This window comes from Pseudomonas sp. SIMBA_041, assembly GCF_046535095.1.
GTDB lineage: Bacteria > Pseudomonadota > Gammaproteobacteria > Pseudomonadales > Pseudomonadaceae > Aquipseudomonas > Aquipseudomonas mucoides.
The window spans coordinates 477,554-493,323 of record NZ_JAWRXJ010000004.1 but is presented as its reverse complement, the minus strand read 5'-3'; the positions used below and the strand labels follow the sequence as shown (position 1 = coordinate 493,323).

General features: G+C 59.5%; 13 protein-coding genes. 11 read left to right on the top strand and 2 right to left on the bottom strand.

Going from position 1 to position 15,770, the window contains the following annotated elements; translation table 11 throughout:
* Positions 1-81: 81 nt before the first annotated feature.
* The 11 genes from SB725_RS12295 (at position 82) to SB725_RS12245 (ending at position 14,144) form a co-directional block, all read left to right on the top strand.
* Positions 82-1,833: a protein-disulfide reductase DsbD gene (locus SB725_RS12295; RefSeq protein ID WP_410921824.1), complete on the top strand. Its 1,752-nt coding sequence runs from the start codon at positions 82-84 to the stop codon at positions 1,831-1,833.
* 131 nt (positions 1,834-1,964) lie between these two features.
* Positions 1,965-2,420 carry a type II 3-dehydroquinate dehydratase gene (gene aroQ / locus SB725_RS12290; protein ID WP_027921897.1) on the top strand — a complete coding sequence of 152 codons (456 nt, stop codon included), beginning with the start codon at positions 1,965-1,967 and terminating at the stop codon, positions 2,418-2,420.
* Positions 2,421-2,444: 24 nt separating this feature from the next.
* Positions 2,445-2,909, top strand: a complete 465-nt coding sequence (gene accB, locus SB725_RS12285) for an acetyl-CoA carboxylase biotin carboxyl carrier protein (RefSeq protein WP_027921898.1) — start codon at positions 2,445-2,447, stop codon at positions 2,907-2,909.
* 17 nt (positions 2,910-2,926) lie between these two features.
* Complete coding sequence (accC, locus tag SB725_RS12280) at positions 2,927-4,285, top strand: acetyl-CoA carboxylase biotin carboxylase subunit (protein WP_027921899.1); 1,359 nt, start codon at positions 2,927-2,929, stop codon at positions 4,283-4,285.
* Between the two features lie 200 nt (positions 4,286-4,485).
* Positions 4,486-5,364, top strand: a complete 879-nt coding sequence (prmA, locus tag SB725_RS12275; RefSeq protein WP_027921900.1) for a 50S ribosomal protein L11 methyltransferase — start codon at positions 4,486-4,488, stop codon at positions 5,362-5,364.
* Between the two features lie 30 nt (positions 5,365-5,394).
* Positions 5,395-6,612, top strand: a complete 1,218-nt coding sequence (locus tag SB725_RS12270) for a DUF3426 domain-containing protein (RefSeq protein ID WP_027921901.1) — start codon at positions 5,395-5,397, stop codon at positions 6,610-6,612.
* A 185-nt stretch (positions 6,613-6,797) separates the two neighbouring features.
* Entirely contained in the window at positions 6,798-7,808 is a 1,011-nt protein-coding gene (dusB, locus tag SB725_RS12265) for a tRNA dihydrouridine synthase DusB (RefSeq protein WP_027921902.1), read from the top strand.
* Positions 7,805-8,125: a DNA-binding transcriptional regulator Fis gene (fis, locus tag SB725_RS12260; protein ID WP_007907419.1), complete on the top strand. Its 321-nt coding sequence runs from the start codon at positions 7,805-7,807 to the stop codon at positions 8,123-8,125. The genes dusB and fis overlap by 4 nt, the downstream gene beginning before the upstream one ends.
* Positions 8,126-8,206: 81 nt before the next feature.
* Complete coding sequence (gene purH, locus SB725_RS12255) at positions 8,207-9,814, top strand: bifunctional phosphoribosylaminoimidazolecarboxamide formyltransferase/IMP cyclohydrolase (protein ID WP_027921903.1); 1,608 nt, start codon at positions 8,207-8,209, stop codon at positions 9,812-9,814.
* A gap of 156 nt (positions 9,815-9,970) precedes the next feature.
* A complete protein-coding gene (purD, locus tag SB725_RS12250; protein WP_027921904.1) occupies positions 9,971-11,266 on the top strand; it encodes a phosphoribosylamine--glycine ligase in 1,296 nt (431 codons plus the stop codon).
* Between the two features lie 100 nt (positions 11,267-11,366).
* Positions 11,367-14,144: a response regulator gene (locus tag SB725_RS12245; protein ID WP_410921821.1), complete on the top strand. Its 2,778-nt coding sequence runs from the start codon at positions 11,367-11,369 to the stop codon at positions 14,142-14,144.
* A gap of 51 nt (positions 14,145-14,195) precedes the next feature.
* Here the strand turns inward: SB725_RS12245 and SB725_RS12240 are convergent, their stop codons facing one another.
* Positions 14,196-14,891, bottom strand: a complete 696-nt coding sequence (locus SB725_RS12240) for a hypothetical protein (protein ID WP_410921819.1) — start codon at positions 14,889-14,891, stop codon at positions 14,196-14,198.
* A 54-nt stretch (positions 14,892-14,945) separates the two neighbouring features.
* On the bottom strand, positions 14,946-15,752 hold the full coding sequence (locus SB725_RS12235) for a hypothetical protein (RefSeq protein ID WP_027921907.1): 807 nt from the start codon (positions 15,750-15,752) through the stop codon (positions 14,946-14,948).
* Positions 15,753-15,770: the final 18 nt, after the last annotated feature.

The following is a 15,770-nucleotide window of genomic DNA, read 5'->3' as shown; positions in this document are numbered from 1 at the left end:
ACAACCACCACCGAACGCCCCGCCCTGCACACCCGCGCGCCGTCCGCTATCATGCCCCCAATTCCGATACGCGAGATTGTCATGCGCCGTTTGCTCTGCCTGCTGCTTTTAGTGCTCGCCCTGCCGGCCACCGCCGCCGGGTTGCTGGACACCCGACCCAGCTCCACCCTGGGCTCGATCAACAACAGCGCCGACTTCCTGCCGGTGCGCGAAGCCTTTCAACTGAGCCTGGTAGACAGCACGCCGCAATCGATCAAGCTGCGTTTCGTCGCCACCGAAGGCTATTACCTCTATCGCCATCGTTTCCAGTTTCGGGCTGACCCGGCCGAGGTAACGCTGGGCGTCGCCCAACTGCCCAAGGGCGAACAGAAGCACGACGAGTACTTCGGCGATGTCGAGGTGTATCACGGGATCATCGAGGTGGAACTGCCGCGCACCGATCAGCGCGCCTTCACGCTGGCCGTAACCTATCAGGGTTGCGCCGACAAAGGCCTGTGCTATCCGCCGGAAACCGAACGCCTGAGCATTAATGGCATCGGTGCTCCTGATCAGGCCCCGACGCAAAACTGGGGATGGCGTGAACTCGCGCTGTTTTTCCTCGCCGGCCTGGGTCTGACGTTCACGCCTTGCGTATTGCCGATGCTGCCCATTCTTTCCGGTGTGGTGTTGCGCGGTCAGGTCGGTGGTTTGCGCGGTTTCAATCTGTCTTTGGCCTACGTGCTGCCGATGGCCGCCTGCTTTGCCCTGCTGGGTGCACTGATGGGCCTGTTCGGCGCACAACTCAATCTTCAGGCGCGCCTGCAATCGGCCTGGGTGCTGGTGCCGTTCGCGACGTTTTTTGCGGTATTTGCCCTGGCCATGTTCGGCGTATTCGAACTCAAGCTGCCGCACGCCATCAGCAGTCGCCTGGATCGCATCGCCGGGCGCACGGAAGGCGGTTCGCTGTGGGGCGCCGCGGTGCTGGGCGTGGTGTCGAGCCTGCTGGTTTCGCCCTGCGTTTCGGCGCCGCTGGCCGGTGCGCTGCTGTACATCAGCGCCAGTGGCGATGCATTGGGCGGCGGTTTGAAGCTGTTCATGCTTGGCCTCGGCATGGGCGCGCCGCTGTTGCTGGTGGCTACCGGTGGCGCGGCCTGGCTGCCGAAAAGCGGGCCATGGCTGGTCTATGTGAAAAACGCGATTGGCGTGTTGTTACTGGGATTGGCGATCGGCCTGCTCAGCCGCGTACTGCCGGGCCAGATCACCTTGCTGCTGATCGGTTTGCTGGCCGGTGGTGTCGGCTTGTTCATGGGCGCGCTGGAGTTCGTCTACAAACCCCCTCGAAAACGCCTTGGCCAGTTGCTCGGGATGTTCCTGATGTTTTACGCATTGGCCTGCTGGTTCGGGGCGTTCAGCGGACAGACCGATCCATTCAACCCCATCGGCCAATCGCGTGCGATTGCAGGTAACGCGCCTGCGCAAAACGCCGGTACCTGGCAAACCATCAACACGCCCTCAGAACTGGATCGCGTGCTCGCCGATGCTCAATCCTCCGGCACCCCGCTGTTGCTCGACTGGTACGCCGACTGGTGCATCAGCTGCAAAGTCATCGAACACGAAGTGCTCAACGACGCCAACGTCATCGAACGCCTGCAAGGCTATCGACTGGTTCGTTTCGATATCACCGCCAGCAATGCCGAACAACGCGCCCTGCTCGACCGTTACAAACTGTTCGGTCCTCCGGCCCTGATGTTTTTCGGCAAGGACGGTGTTGAGCGTGCCGATGTGCGAGTGATCGGCGAGATCAACGCCAAGGACTTCGCCGAACGTGTTGCGAAGGCAAATGACCGGATTTAATCAGCCGGTCACATATTTCGCGCAAACATCGGCTATCGTGCTGGCTATTGCATAGAACTGGACAGTCACAAAGGCTTTGCGGCATAGTCGCCGGGTTCTGACACTTGCACACAGATAACAAGGAACAGCAGATGGCGACCCTATTGGTGCTGCACGGCCCCAACCTGAACTTGCTCGGCACCCGTGAACCGGGCACCTATGGCGCTACGACACTGGCGCAGATCAACCAGGACCTGGAACGCCGCGCCCGTGAAGCCGGCCATCATCTGCTGCACCTGCAAAGCAACGCCGAGTACGAATTGATCGACCGCATTCACGCCGCTCGTGGCGAGGGTGTGGACTTCATTCTGATCAATCCAGCAGCTTTTACACACACAAGTGTCGCATTACGTGACGCGCTGCTGGCGGTGAGCATCCCATTCATCGAAGTGCATTTGTCTAACGTGCACAAACGCGAACCTTTCCGCCATCACTCTTACTTCTCCGACGTAGCGGTGGGAGTGATCTGCGGCCTTGGCGCCAGCGGTTATCGACTGGCCCTGGAGGCCGCCCTGGAACAGCTTGAACCACAAGCTATACGCCCCTGACCGACCCTTGGGAGTTGATGATTCATGGATATCCGTAAAGTTAAGAAACTGATCGAACTGCTGGAAGAGTCCGGCATCGACGAGCTCGAGATCAAGGAAGGCGAAGAGTCCGTACGTATCAGCCGTCATAGCAAGACGCCGGCTCAGCAATACTACGCACCTGCTCCAATGCAGCACGCTCCGGCACCTGCGCCTGTTGCTGCTGCTCCGGCTGCCGCCGCTGCACCTGCTGCACCGTCCGCACCTGTCCTGAACGGCACCGTAGCCCGTTCGCCGATGGTCGGCACCTTCTATCGCAAATCTTCGCCATCCTCGCCTTCGTTCGTTGAAGTTGGCCAGACCGTGAAGAAAGGCGACACCCTGTGCATCGTCGAAGCCATGAAGATGATGAACCACATCGAAGCTGAAACCAGCGGTGTGATCGAATCCATCCTCGTCGAAGACGGCCAGCCGGTTGAGTACGACCAACCGCTGTTCACCATCGTTTGAACCGCGGAGAAACTTTGATGACTGCGAAGTTGGAAAAAGTTCTGATCGCCAACCGCGGTGAGATTGCCCTGCGGATCCTGCGTGCCTGCAAAGAGATGGGCATCAAGACTGTCGCCGTTTACTCCAAGGCTGACAAAGAGCTGATGCACCTGGGCCTGGCAGACGAATCCGTCTGCATCGGTCCGGCCTCGGCCGCGCACTCTTACCTGCACATCCCGGCAATCATCGCCGCAGCTGAAGTGACCGGCGCTACCGCCATTCACCCAGGCTACGGTTTCCTTGCGGAAAACGCTGATTTCGCTGAACAGGTCGAGAACTCCGGCTTCGCCTTCATTGGCCCGAAAGCCGACACCATTCGCCTGATGGGCGACAAGGTATCGGCCAAGCACGCCATGATCGCTGCGGGCGTTCCAACCGTTCCGGGTTCCGACGGCCCGCTGCCTGAAGACGAAGAAACCGCTCTGCGCATCGGTCGCGAAGTCGGTTATCCGGTGATCATCAAGGCCGCTGGCGGCGGCGGTGGTCGCGGCATGCGCGTTGTGCATAAAGAAGAAGACCTGATCTCCTTTGCAAAACTGACCCGCACCGAAGCTGGCGCGGCGTTCGGCAACCCGATGGTCTATCTGGAAAAATTCCTGACCAACCCACGCCACGTGGAAGTCCAGGTACTTTCCGACGGCCAGGGTCACGCCATCCATCTGGGCGACCGCGACTGCTCGCTGCAACGTCGTCACCAGAAGGTTCTCGAAGAAGCGCCGGCACCGGGCATCGACGAGAAAGCACGCCAGGAAGTCCTCGCTCGCTGCGTCAAGGCGTGCATCGACATCGGCTACCGCGGCGCCGGTACCTTCGAGTTCCTTTACGAGAACGGCCACTTCTACTTCATCGAGATGAACACTCGTGTCCAGGTAGAGCACCCGGTTTCGGAAATGGTCACCGGCATCGACATCGTCAAGGAGATGCTCAGCATCGCCGCTGGCAACAAGCTGTCGTACACCCAGGACGACGTGGTGATCCGCGGTCACGCCCTGGAATGCCGTATCAACGCCGAAGACCCGAAAACCTTCATGCCGAGCCCAGGCACGGTCAAGCATTTCCACGCACCAGGCGGCAACGGCGTTCGCGTCGATTCGCACCTGTACAGTGGTTATGCCGTTCCGCCGAACTACGATTCGTTGATCGGCAAGCTGATCACCTACGGCGCAACCCGTGACGAAGCCATGGCGCGCATGCGCAATGCGCTGGACGAAATCGTTGTCGACGGGATCAAGACCAACATCCCGCTGCACCGCGACCTGGTCCGTGATGAAGGCTTCTGCAAAGGGGGCGTGAACATTCACTACCTCGAGCACAAGCTGGCAGGCGAGAAGCACTAAGCTTCGACCCGATCAACAAAGCCGCCTTCGGGCGGCTTTGTTGTTTCTGGGTATTTCTTATGAGCTGCTACAGGGGCGCGTTGCACATGGCTTCTGCGTTTGGAGCCACCCCACTCCCACAAAACCTCCGCGCTCGCGTAAACTTGCGCGCTTCTCGCAGCCCGCTAGGCTGCAATCAATATTTTTCAAAGGTGCCCGCCATGCCTTGGCTGCAAGTCCGTCTCGCCATCAGCCCAGAACAAGCCGAAACCTACGAAGACGCTTTCCTTGAAGTGGGCGCCGTGTCGGTGACCTTCATGGACGCCGAAGATCAGCCGATCTTCGAGCCAGAACTCAACACCACGCCGCTGTGGTCGCACACGCACCTGCTGGCCCTGTTCGAGGGCGGCACCGAAGCCGCCAGCGTATTGGCCCACCTTGAGCTGCTGACCGGCAGCCCGCTGCCCGAGCATCACAGCGAAGTGATCGAAGACCAGGATTGGGAACGCAGCTGGATGGACGGCTTCCAGCCGATGCGTTTCGGTCAGCGCCTGTGGATCGTCCCGAGCTGGCACGCCGCACCCGAGCCTGACGCCGTGAATCTGCTGCTGGACCCGGGCCTGGCGTTCGGCACCGGCACCCACCCCACCACCGCGCTGTGTCTGGAATGGCTTGACGGTCAGGACCTGAAAGACTGCAACGTGCTCGACTTTGGCTGCGGCTCGGGGATTCTGGCGATTGCCGCCTTGCTGCTAGGCGCCAAGGAAGCCGTCGGCACCGACATCGACGTGCAGGCCCTGGAAGCCTCTCGCGACAATGCCGGGCGCAACAACATCGACGAAGCGCTGTTCCCGCTGTACCTGCCTGAAGACCTGCCACAGGTGAAGGCCGACGTACTGGTCGCCAACATCCTCGCCGGCCCGCTGGTTTCTCTGGCACCGCAACTGTCCAGCCTGGTCAAGCCGGGTGGTCGCCTGGCGCTGTCCGGGATCCTTGCAGAACAAGGCGAAGACGTTGCCGCCGCCTACGCTCAAGACTTCGATCTGGACCCGATTGCCAATCGCGATGGCTGGGTGCGCATCACCGGCCGTCGGCGCTAGAATGAACGCCTGCATAAACCGGATCGCCGCATGACCGACAGCTTCGTCACCCAGTGCCCGCATTGCCAAACCAGCTTCCGCGTCAGCCATGCTCAGTTGAGCGTGGCACGCGGAGTGGTTCGTTGCGGCTCGTGCTTGCAAGTGTTCAACGCGGCCAAGCAGCTGCTTGAGCAACGGGCCGACAAGGAAGCCGTCAAACCGGTAACCCCGGCCATTGTTGAGCCACCAGCGCCACGCGCGATCAGCCAAAAGCAGTGGACGGCCTCCGAACTGGATCTGGACAGCCTGGACCTGGACGAAGAACTCGCCCGGCTCGAACAGCGGGAGATCCAGCCGACCAAGGAGTTTGGCCGGCACCGCGAAGACGGCCTCAGCGCCCGGCGCGACTCTAGCGAGCACGACGAAGAACAGTGGTCCGACAGCCTCTTCAGCGAATCGGCCGCCGACCGCGCCCAACCGGTAGAGACCGAACACCCGGAAACAGCCCCCGAACCGGACAACCACGAACGCACCGAGCCTTCGTTTTCGCTGGAACCGGTTGATCTCGATGATGAACCCCAGGTGCCCCATCTGCGCCTGCACGACCCTCTCGACGCCCCGCTCAACCATGAACGCCTGTCGGCAACCGAGGCACTCGACGACGACCTGCCGTCGATCGAACCGCTGCGCAAACGTCGCGAGCGCAGCGAGCCGGGCGTGCGCGCCGAGGTATTGCAAGACCTGACCGATGACCCACTGCAACTGGACTGGCAAAAACGTCGCTCCCCCTGGGGCCGACGCTTGTTCTGGATGCTGCTGGTCTTGCTCGGCGCTGCGGCGCTGGCCGGCCAATACATTGCATACCATTTCGACGAATTGGCCCGCCAGGACCAGTACCGCCCCTGGTTCCAGCAGCTGTGCCCGCAACTCGGCTGCACGGTGCCATCCAAAGTCGACATTGCAAAAATCAAAAGCAGCAACCTGGTGGTCCGCAGCCATCCGGAGTTCAGTGGCGCGCTGGTGGTCGATGCGATTATCTACAACCGCGCGCCGTTCTCGCAGCCCTTCCCGCTGCTGGAGCTGCGCTTTGCCGACCTCAATGGCCACTTGATCGCCAGCCGTCGCTTCAAACCCGGCGAGTACCTCAACGGCGACCTCGAAGGCATGGCGGAAATGCCACCGCAAACGCCGATCCACATCGCGCTGGATATTCTCGACCCGGGCGCCAAAGCGGTGAACTACAGCCTGAGCTTCCACTCCCCCGAGTGAAACGCTTCACCGCTACAAGCCTGGCGGCAGATTTCTGACTGGGACCGTCCGTACCAAACTGCTGGCAATAACAGAATAACTGTTCAGATTTTGTTCAATTCAGCCTTTATCCAGTCATCGAGAGCGGGTATCATGCCAACCCTTTTTCGAACTCTAATGATCCGGCCCCACAACAGGGAAGTCCTATGTCGGCGGTACGCATCGGTCCATACACATTGCAAAACGGCTTGATTCTCGCCCCGATGGCGGGAGTCACCGACCAACCCTTTCGTCAGCTGTGCAAGCGATTGGGTGCGGGGCTGGTTGTCTCGGAAATGGTCACCAGCGACATGAGTTTATGGAACACCCGCAAGTCGCGGATGCGCATGATCCACGAAGGTGATCCCGAGCCACGCTCGGTCCAGATCGCCGGTGGTGATGCACAGATGCTGGCGGACGCGGCCCGGGCCAACGTCGAGCTGGGTGCGCAGATTATTGATATCAACATGGGCTGCCCGGCGAAGAAGGTCTGCAACAAGGCTGCCGGTTCTGCGTTGTTGAAGGATGAAGCATTGGTCACCGAGATCCTGCAGGCCGTCGTGGCTGCGGTTGATGTGCCGGTGACCCTGAAGATCCGTACCGGCTGGGACCGGGACAACAAGAATGGTTTGACGGTGGCGAAGATCGCCGAGCAGGCAGGCATTACGGCGTTGGCGGTCCATGGCCGCACCCGTGCCGACCTCTACACCGGTGAAGCCGAGTACGACACCATTGCCGCGATCAAGCAGGCGGTGTCGATGCCGGTCTTTGCCAACGGCGATATCGATTCACCAGAGAAAGCCCGGTACGTGTTGGACGCGACCGGTGCCGATGGCTTGTTGGTAGGCCGGGCAGCCCAAGGGCGGCCATGGATTTTTCGCGAGATCGACCATTTCCTGCGTACCGGCGAGAAACTCCCGGCGCTGGAATTGATCGAGGTGGAACGCATTCTGCTAGAGCATCTGGCTGCCCTGCACGTCTTCTATGGCGATGTCATGGGTGTCCGGATCGCTCGAAAGCATGTGGGCTGGTATCTCGCAACCTTGCCGGGCGCCAGGGAGTTTCGCGCCCACTTCAATCGTTTGGAAGATACGGAAGCACAATGCGCCAACGTTCAGGGCTTCTTCGCCGAACGTTACAAGAGCCTGACAGGGGACGGAGAAGGGGTGGCCGCATGACGATGATGACCGAGACTTTAGTGAGTGGAACAACACCCGTGAGCGACAACGTGAATTTGAAACAGCACCTCAATACGCCCAGCGAAGAAGGTCAGACCCTTCGCGGGAGTGTCGAGAAGGCGCTGCACAATTATTTCGCCCACCTTGAGGGCGCTGCCGTCACGGATGTGTACAACCTGGTGCTCTCCGAAGTCGAGGCTCCCCTGCTCGAGTGCGTGATGAACTACGTCAAGGGCAACCAGACGAAGGCCAGCGAGCTGCTCGGACTCAACCGGGGCACGCTGCGCAAGAAACTCAAGCAGTACGATTTGCTGTAAGCATTCAATCAAACCAGAAAGGCGCCCGCGTAAAAACGGTCGCCTTTTTTGCTGACTCCTTTGCTTTTGATGGAAATTGAAATGACCGACCAGACTACCCGCCTGCCGATCCGCCGCGCCTTGATCAGCGTTTCCGACAAGACCGGGATCCTCGAATTCGCCAAAGAGCTTGAAGCCCTGGGCGTCGAGATCCTCTCTACCGGCGGGACGTTCAAGCTGCTGCGTGACAACGGTGTTGCCGCAGTGGAAGTCGCGGATTACACCGGTTTCGCAGAAATGATGGACGGTCGGGTGAAAACCCTGCACCCGAAAATCCACGGCGGGATCCTCGGTCGTCGCGGTATCGACGACGCGATCATGAACGAGCACGGCATCAAGCCGATCGATCTGGTCGCGGTCAACCTGTACCCGTTCGAAGCCACCATTAACAAGCCAGGTTGCGACCTGCCGACCGCCATCGAGAACATCGACATTGGCGGCCCGACCATGGTCCGTTCCGCGGCCAAGAACCACAAAGACGTGGCCATCGTGGTCAATGCCAGCGATTACGCCAGCGTCCTCGAAGGCCTCAAGGCCGGCGGCCTGACCTACGCTCAGCGTTTCGACCTGATGCTCAAGGCGTTCGAACACACCGCCGCCTACGACGGCATGATCGCCAACTACATGGGCACCGTGAACCAGGCCGCTGACACCCTCAGCACCGAAGGTCGCAGCGAATTCCCGCGCACCTTCAACAGCCAGTTCGTCAAGGCTCAGGAAATGCGCTACGGCGAGAACCCGCACCAGAGCGCGGCGTTCTACGTGGAAGCCAAGCCTGCCGAAGTCGGCATCGCCACCGCGACCCAGCTGCAAGGCAAAGAACTGTCGTACAACAACGTGGCCGACACCGACGCCGCGCTGGAATGCGTGAAGAGCTTCGTCAAGCCGGCCTGCGTGATCGTCAAGCACGCCAACCCGTGCGGCGTGGCCGTGAGCCCGGACGCCGAAGGCGGCATCCGCCAGGCCTACGAACTGGCTTACGCCACCGACACCGAATCGGCGTTCGGCGGCATTATCGCCTTCAACCGCGAACTGGATGCCGAAACGGCCAAAGCCATCGTCGAGCGTCAGTTCGTCGAGGTGATCATTGCCCCGTCCGTCAGCGAAGAAGCCCGCGCCATCGTTGCAGCCAAAGCCAACGTGCGCCTGCTGGCCTGCGGCGAATGGTCGGCTGATCGCGCCGCTGCCTGGGATTACAAACGCGTCAACGGTGGCCTGCTGGTGCAGAGCCGCGACATCGGCATGATCAGTGCCGACGACCTGAAAGTCGTGACCAAACGCGCCCCGACCGAACAGGAAATCAATGACCTGATCTTCGCCTGGAAAGTCGCCAAGTACGTGAAGTCCAACGCCATCGTCTACGCCAAGAACCGTCAGACCATCGGTGTCGGCGCGGGTCAGATGAGCCGTGTGAACTCCGCCCGTATCGCCGCGATCAAGGCTGAACACGCCGGTTTGCAGGTAGCCGGTTCGGTGATGGCTTCCGATGCGTTCTTCCCGTTCCGTGACGGTCTGGACAACGCCGCCAAGGCGGGCGTGACTGCCGTGATTCAACCGGGCGGTTCGATGCGTGATGCTGAAGTGATTGCTGCGGCCGACGAAGCCGGCATTGCCATGGTCTTCACCGGCATGCGCCACTTCCGTCACTGATTCAACTCGATCCAAATGTGGGAGCTGGCTTGCCAGCGATAGCATCCCCTCGGTCTAACTGATGAACCGAGTCGCCTGCATCGCTGGCAAGCCAGCTCCCACAGAAAAGCAGCTCCAACGCTGCCCACAGAATTTGCGTCATCCGAGGTTTTTGAAATGAATGTTTTGATCATTGGCAGCGGTGGCCGTGAACACGCACTGGCCTGGAAAGTGGCTCAGGATCCGCGTGTGCAGAAAGTGTTCGTGGCCCCTGGCAACGCCGGTACCGCCATCGAAGCCAAATGCGAAAACGTCGCCATCGACGTGCTGGCTCTCGAACAGCTGGCAGACTTTGCCGAGAAAAACGTTTCCCTGACCATCGTCGGCCCGGAAGTGCCCCTGGTGGCTGGCGTCGTCGATCTGTTCCGCTCCCGCGGCCTGGATTGCTTCGGTCCGACCGCTGGCGCGGCCCAGCTGGAAGGTTCGAAAGCCTTCACCAAGGACTTCCTCGCTCGCCACAAAATCCCGACTGCCGATTACCAGAACTTCACCGAGATCGAGCCAGCCCTGGCTTATCTGCGTGAAAAAGGCGCGCCGATCGTGATCAAGGCCGATGGCCTGGCCGCCGGTAAAGGTGTGATCGTTGCCATGACCCTGGCCGAAGCCGAAGACGCCGTGCGCGACATGCTCGCGGGCAACGCGTTTGGCGATGCGGGTTCGCGCGTAGTGATCGAAGAATTCCTGGACGGCGAAGAAGCCAGCTTCATCGTCATGGTCGACGGCAAGAATGTGCTGCCAATGGCCACCAGCCAGGACCACAAGCGCGTCGGCGACGGCGACACCGGCCCGAACACCGGTGGCATGGGCGCTTACTCCCCTGCCCCGGTCGTGACTGCCCAAGTGCACCAGCGGGTCATGGACCTGGTGATCTGGCCGACCGTTCGCGGCATGGCCGAGGAAGGCAACGTCTACACTGGCTTCCTGTACGCCGGCCTGATGATCGACAAGGCTGGTAACCCAAAAGTCATCGAATTCAACTGCCGTTTCGGCGATCCTGAGACCCAACCGGTGATGCTGCGTCTGCAGTCGAGCCTGGTATTGCTGGTCGAAGCGGCTCTGGCGCAAGCGCTGGACAAGGTCGAAGCGCAATGGGATCCACGTCCGAGCGTCGGCATCGTGTTGGCCGCTGGCGGTTATCCGGGTGACTACGCCAAAGGCGTGGCCATCAACGGTCTGGATGCAGCCGCCGCACTGGAAGGCAAGGTCTTCCACGCCGGTACTGCACTCAAGGACGGTCAAGTGGTCACGGCCGGTGGTCGGGTGCTCTGCGCCACGGCCATGGGCGCCAGCGTCGATGAGGCTCAGCAGCAAGCTTACAAACTGGCGGCAAAAATTGACTGGGAAGGCTGTTTCTATCGCAAGGACATTGGCTACCGTGCCATTGCCCGTGAACGTGGCGAAAGCCAGGAGTAAGGCCATTCATTCGGCCGGGCAAGGGCCGCTGGTCCTTGCCCCACTATTCCGGCACCGCGCATAGTTATAATCTGGCATCAACCTACGAAGGGATTTCGCCGTGCGCAGGCTCAGGATTGCCATCAGTCTCACCGTCACTCTGCTGACCTTGCTCTGCATGCTCCCGGCCCAGGCCGGTCAAGGCAGTGGCTGGGCAGTATTGCTCGACGAACAGGGCGACCTGCAGCTAAGCGACATTCGTTCTGCTCGCTACACCAATCAATTCAGCCCCATCGAACTCGATCGCCTCACGGCGGCCGAGCCCGATGGCGCGTTATGGCTGCGTTTCAGGCTGGCCCCCGGCAAGCATGAACAATTACTGCGGGTGTTCGCTCCCGACCTGTCGTCGCTCAAACTGTATGTACTCGATGGCGACAAACTGATCGATCAAGTGCAGACAGGAACCGTGCAACGCCAGGCTGACCGCCCCCTGCCCAGCAGCGATTTCATATTGCCGCTGCCGCAAAGTGACACCCCCCTCGACGTCTACTTGCGACTGGTCTCCGACCATCAGCTACGGCCCTACATCACCCTGCAATCGGCGGTCATGACCGCGGCCGATCAGAATCAGACATTGCTCTATGGTCTGCTGTTCGGTTGCCTCGGCATGCTGATCCTGCACAACTTTGTCCGTTATGCCTACACACGCTCGCGCAGCAGCCTCTGGCTGGCCTGGTGTGAAGGGTTGTTGATGCTCAGCTTGCTAATGCTGCTGAACCTGGCCGGGCCATGGTTGCCGAACTGGCACGCCATCCAGACGCCTGGTGCCTACCTCGCGTTACTGATGACAGCGCCGAGCGGCCTGATGCTCGCCTGTCGCTTCTTCGCCCCGCTTGGCCCGCACCCGCTGAACAAACTGCTGCTGGCGGACATTCTGTTCATCATCGTCTGCGGCCTGCTGTTATTGTTCGTCAACACACTGCCGCTGAATATCATCACCTATGCCCTGGTTGCTCTGGCAGGCCTGAGCATGTTGTTCGTCAGCGCCTATCACTGGCAAAAAGGTTATCGTCCGGCGCGGTTTTTCGTTGCGGCGATGGTGGTGTTCAACATTGGCACCCTGATCATCCTGCCCGCCCTGTTGGGACTGACTCAGGTCGCGCCGCAAGGCCTGATCACTACGCTTCTGGTGTTCGTTTGCATCAGCGGCCTGCTGATGAGCATTGCCCTGAGCGAACGTCAGCGCAGCATCACTGAAGATCGCTTCAGCGTCAGTCGCGACCTGGCGGCCAGCAACGCGGAGATCAACGCCAAGGCCGAATTCCTGGCGAAAATCAGCCACGAAATCCGAACCCCCATGAACGGCGTGCTCGGCATGACCGAGCTGCTGTTGGGCACACCACTGTCGGTCAAGCAACGCGACTATGTGCAAACCATCCATAGCGCCGGCAACGAACTGCTGACGCTGATCAACGAGATCCTCGACATCTCCAAGCTCGAGTCAGGGCAGATCGAACTGGACGATGTGCAATTCGACCTCAACGCCTTGATCGAAGACTGCCTCAGCATCTTCCGCGCCAAGGCCGAGCAGCAAAATGTCGAACTGATCAGCTTTATTCAGCCGCAAGTGCCACGCGTCATCAGCGGTGACCCGACACGCCTGCGCCAGACTCTGCTGAGCCTGCTGGAAAACGCGCTGAAGAAAACTGAAGAAGGCGAGATCCTGATCGTTGTCGCCCTTGACGAACGCAGTGCCAAACCACGGCTGCGCATCGCCGTGCAGGACAGCGGTGTGCCGATGGAAGCCGAAGAACGCGATGCCCTGATGCACGCCGAACTGCACAGCAAGCACTTCCTCTCGGCGACGAGTCTGGGCGGCAATCTGGGGCTGGTGATCGCGCGCCAGCTGATCCGCCTGATGCAGGGCGAGTTCGGCATCAAGACCGGCGCCAACCAGGGCAGTACCTTGTGGCTGACGCTCCCCCTGGACCCGGACCGGCTTGAACACCCGACCTCCGACCTCGATGGTCCGCTGCAAGGGGCGCGCGTGCTGGTGGTGGACGATAACGACACCTGCCGCAAAGTACTGGTGCAACAATGCAGCGCCTGGGGCCTGAATGTCAGTGCCGTGCCGTCCGGCAAGGAAGCCTTGGCATTGCTGCGTACCAAGGCTCATTTGCGCGACTACTTCGACGTGGTCTTGCTGGACCAGAACATGCCCGGCATGACCGGTATGCAACTGGCCGCCAAGATCAAGGAAGACCCGAGCCTCAATCACGACATTCTGCTGATCATGCTGACGGGCATCAGCAATGCACCGAGCAAGATCATTGCACGCAACTCCGGGATCAAACGCATTCTCGCCAAACCCGTGGCTGGCTACACCCTCAAGACCACCCTCGCGGACGAGCTGAATCAGCGCAACAAAGGCCTGGCGGTTTCACATCACCTACCTGCCGGCCCTGCACTTCCGGTCAAGGTCCCGAGCGACTTCCGCATCCTGGTGGCGGAGGACAACACGATCTCGACCAAGGTGATTCGCGGCATGCTCGGCAAGCTCAACCTGCAACCGGACACCGCCAGCAATGGCGAAGAAGCCTTGCAGGCGATGAAAGCCCAACGCTACGACCTGGTGCTGATGGATTGCGAAATGCCGATCCTCGATGGCTTCTCTGCCACCCAGCAACTACGCGCCTGGGAAGTCAGCAATCAACGCACCCGCACACCGGTGGTGGCATTGACTGCCCACATTCTCGCGGAGCACAAAGAGCGTGCGCGCCAGGCCGGCATGGACGGGCACATGGCAAAACCGGTGGAGTTATCGCAGTTGCGCGATTTGATCGAGCATTGGGTGGCGCAGCGGGATGAGCAAAACCGGGTAGCCGTTAATACGCCCTGAGCGGACAGTGCAGTAGTGCCAAAGCGACGAAACCTCGTCGGTAAGCGTGCCTTACCACTCGGTGTTTGGCGAGGACACCGCCCGTATCTGCTCTTCACGAAAAGGAGCCACAGCCATCGCAATCCGTCCACGCCACGAGTCATAAGCAGCTGAATCCAGCACAGCGACACACCCTTTAAACTCGATTTCCCCGACGATGTCATCGGTTAGAAAGTTTTGCTCGATGATCGAACTCGAAAACGCTTCACGGGTAATGAAACTTACCGTCAGATAGATTAGCCGAGCACCCGCCACGACAATTCCAAACTGCAACCGGACCGTGGTCAGTTTCGAGACCGGATCTTCGGCTATCGAATAATATCGCAGTAACGTACGGGCCAAATGGTGCGGTGAAAGTCTGGACACTTCGATAAACGCGCGACCCACAGCATCGACATATTCAGCGGAAAGAAAACGACGGACTTTGGACGCCACTGCCTGGCTGACCGTCTGGGGCAATAGATCTGGATCAGACCTGAACGAGCCTTCGAAATCCTGAATACGCGACCAACCAAATTTATTAAGCTGCGAGCGATAACCCCCCCACCACTGCTCATACCCGTCCAATCCTGGCTGCTCTGCCGCCGCCGCAAGCTGCATGAATAACGTTGAATCCAGTACATCAGTACACTCACGCGCACTGAGCTCATGCGACATGAGTAAAACGCTCCCACCATCAATATAAACGGCGTAATTAAAATCCAGCATAAGATTCACTTCCGGACTAAAAAAAACCGGAGACAAATGCCTCCGGCCTTTTTGTTACTTACTGGCTAAAATGGCTTGAAACGCACGTTCATCAAGCTCATCCAGATAGGCATTCACCGTCGTCTCCCTTGTACCAGGGTAGTCTTCCTCATGAATGACCAAATACGCCGTGTCCTGGTAAACGTCCACCTCGGAACTTTTCCATTCAACGAACAGCACACCGCCATCTTTACCAGGCTCTTTGGAATAGTTGACTGCTGCGACAGCCATGTTGACGGAACCCTCCTTGTCCTGTGCACAGGAGGCCACACCAAAGCGGCGACCCTGATCTTTCTCTACAGAGCGATTGAAAAGGTTGAGCGCCTTTTCATCCTGTTTGAGGGATCCCAGTGTGTCAGCGACAAGCGAGGGGATACCAATACCTCCAGCGACGCCCTTCACTACGCCGCTAATAATATCGACCGCTACATTGGCCATGGTCAGACTTTGTGTCTTCTTTTCATACGCCTTGGACACCTGAACGACTTTGGTCCACTTCAACGCTGTCAGTACACTGATCAGAAACTGAAAGCGTTGTTCGATCTGATGCTTGGCCGGGTACTTGTTAGTGGCCATGATTTCGGCAAACCGATAAGTATTTAGCGCGATTCGTTTGTTGCGCCGACTCATCCCGTCAAACATACCGATGACGTTAGGGCCGTCGACAACTGCTTGAATATCGTCGAGATTGATAATGCTCGACCCCGAACGTGCGGAAAAACCTGCAACCCGCGGTTTAGCCATTGAAGCAGGGTAACTTTTAACCAAGTCAGAAATAAACGCTGCTTGTTCCGACTCAGCCAACACTTGTACTTCATTCACAATTTAACTTCCTGTTAA

Coding starts and splice junctions, on each gene's coding strand:
- purD (WP_027921904.1), top strand. CDS start 9,971: ATGAATGTTTTGATCATTGGCAGCGGTGGCCGTGAACACGCACTGGCC.
- purH (WP_027921903.1), top strand. CDS start 8,207: ATGACCGACCAGACTACCCGCCTGCCGATCCGCCGCGCCTTGATCAGC.
- dusB (WP_027921902.1), top strand. CDS start 6,798: ATGTCGGCGGTACGCATCGGTCCATACACATTGCAAAACGGCTTGATT.
- SB725_RS12240 (WP_410921819.1), bottom strand. CDS start 14,891: ATGCTGGATTTTAATTACGCCGTTTATATTGATGGTGGGAGCGTTTTA.
- SB725_RS12295 (WP_410921824.1), top strand. CDS start 82: ATGCGCCGTTTGCTCTGCCTGCTGCTTTTAGTGCTCGCCCTGCCGGCC.
- fis (WP_007907419.1), top strand. CDS start 7,805: ATGACGATGATGACCGAGACTTTAGTGAGTGGAACAACACCCGTGAGC.
- accB (WP_027921898.1), top strand. CDS start 2,445: ATGGATATCCGTAAAGTTAAGAAACTGATCGAACTGCTGGAAGAGTCC.
- SB725_RS12270 (WP_027921901.1), top strand. CDS start 5,395: ATGACCGACAGCTTCGTCACCCAGTGCCCGCATTGCCAAACCAGCTTC.
- prmA (WP_027921900.1), top strand. CDS start 4,486: ATGCCTTGGCTGCAAGTCCGTCTCGCCATCAGCCCAGAACAAGCCGAA.
- accC (WP_027921899.1), top strand. CDS start 2,927: ATGACTGCGAAGTTGGAAAAAGTTCTGATCGCCAACCGCGGTGAGATT.
- aroQ (WP_027921897.1), top strand. CDS start 1,965: ATGGCGACCCTATTGGTGCTGCACGGCCCCAACCTGAACTTGCTCGGC.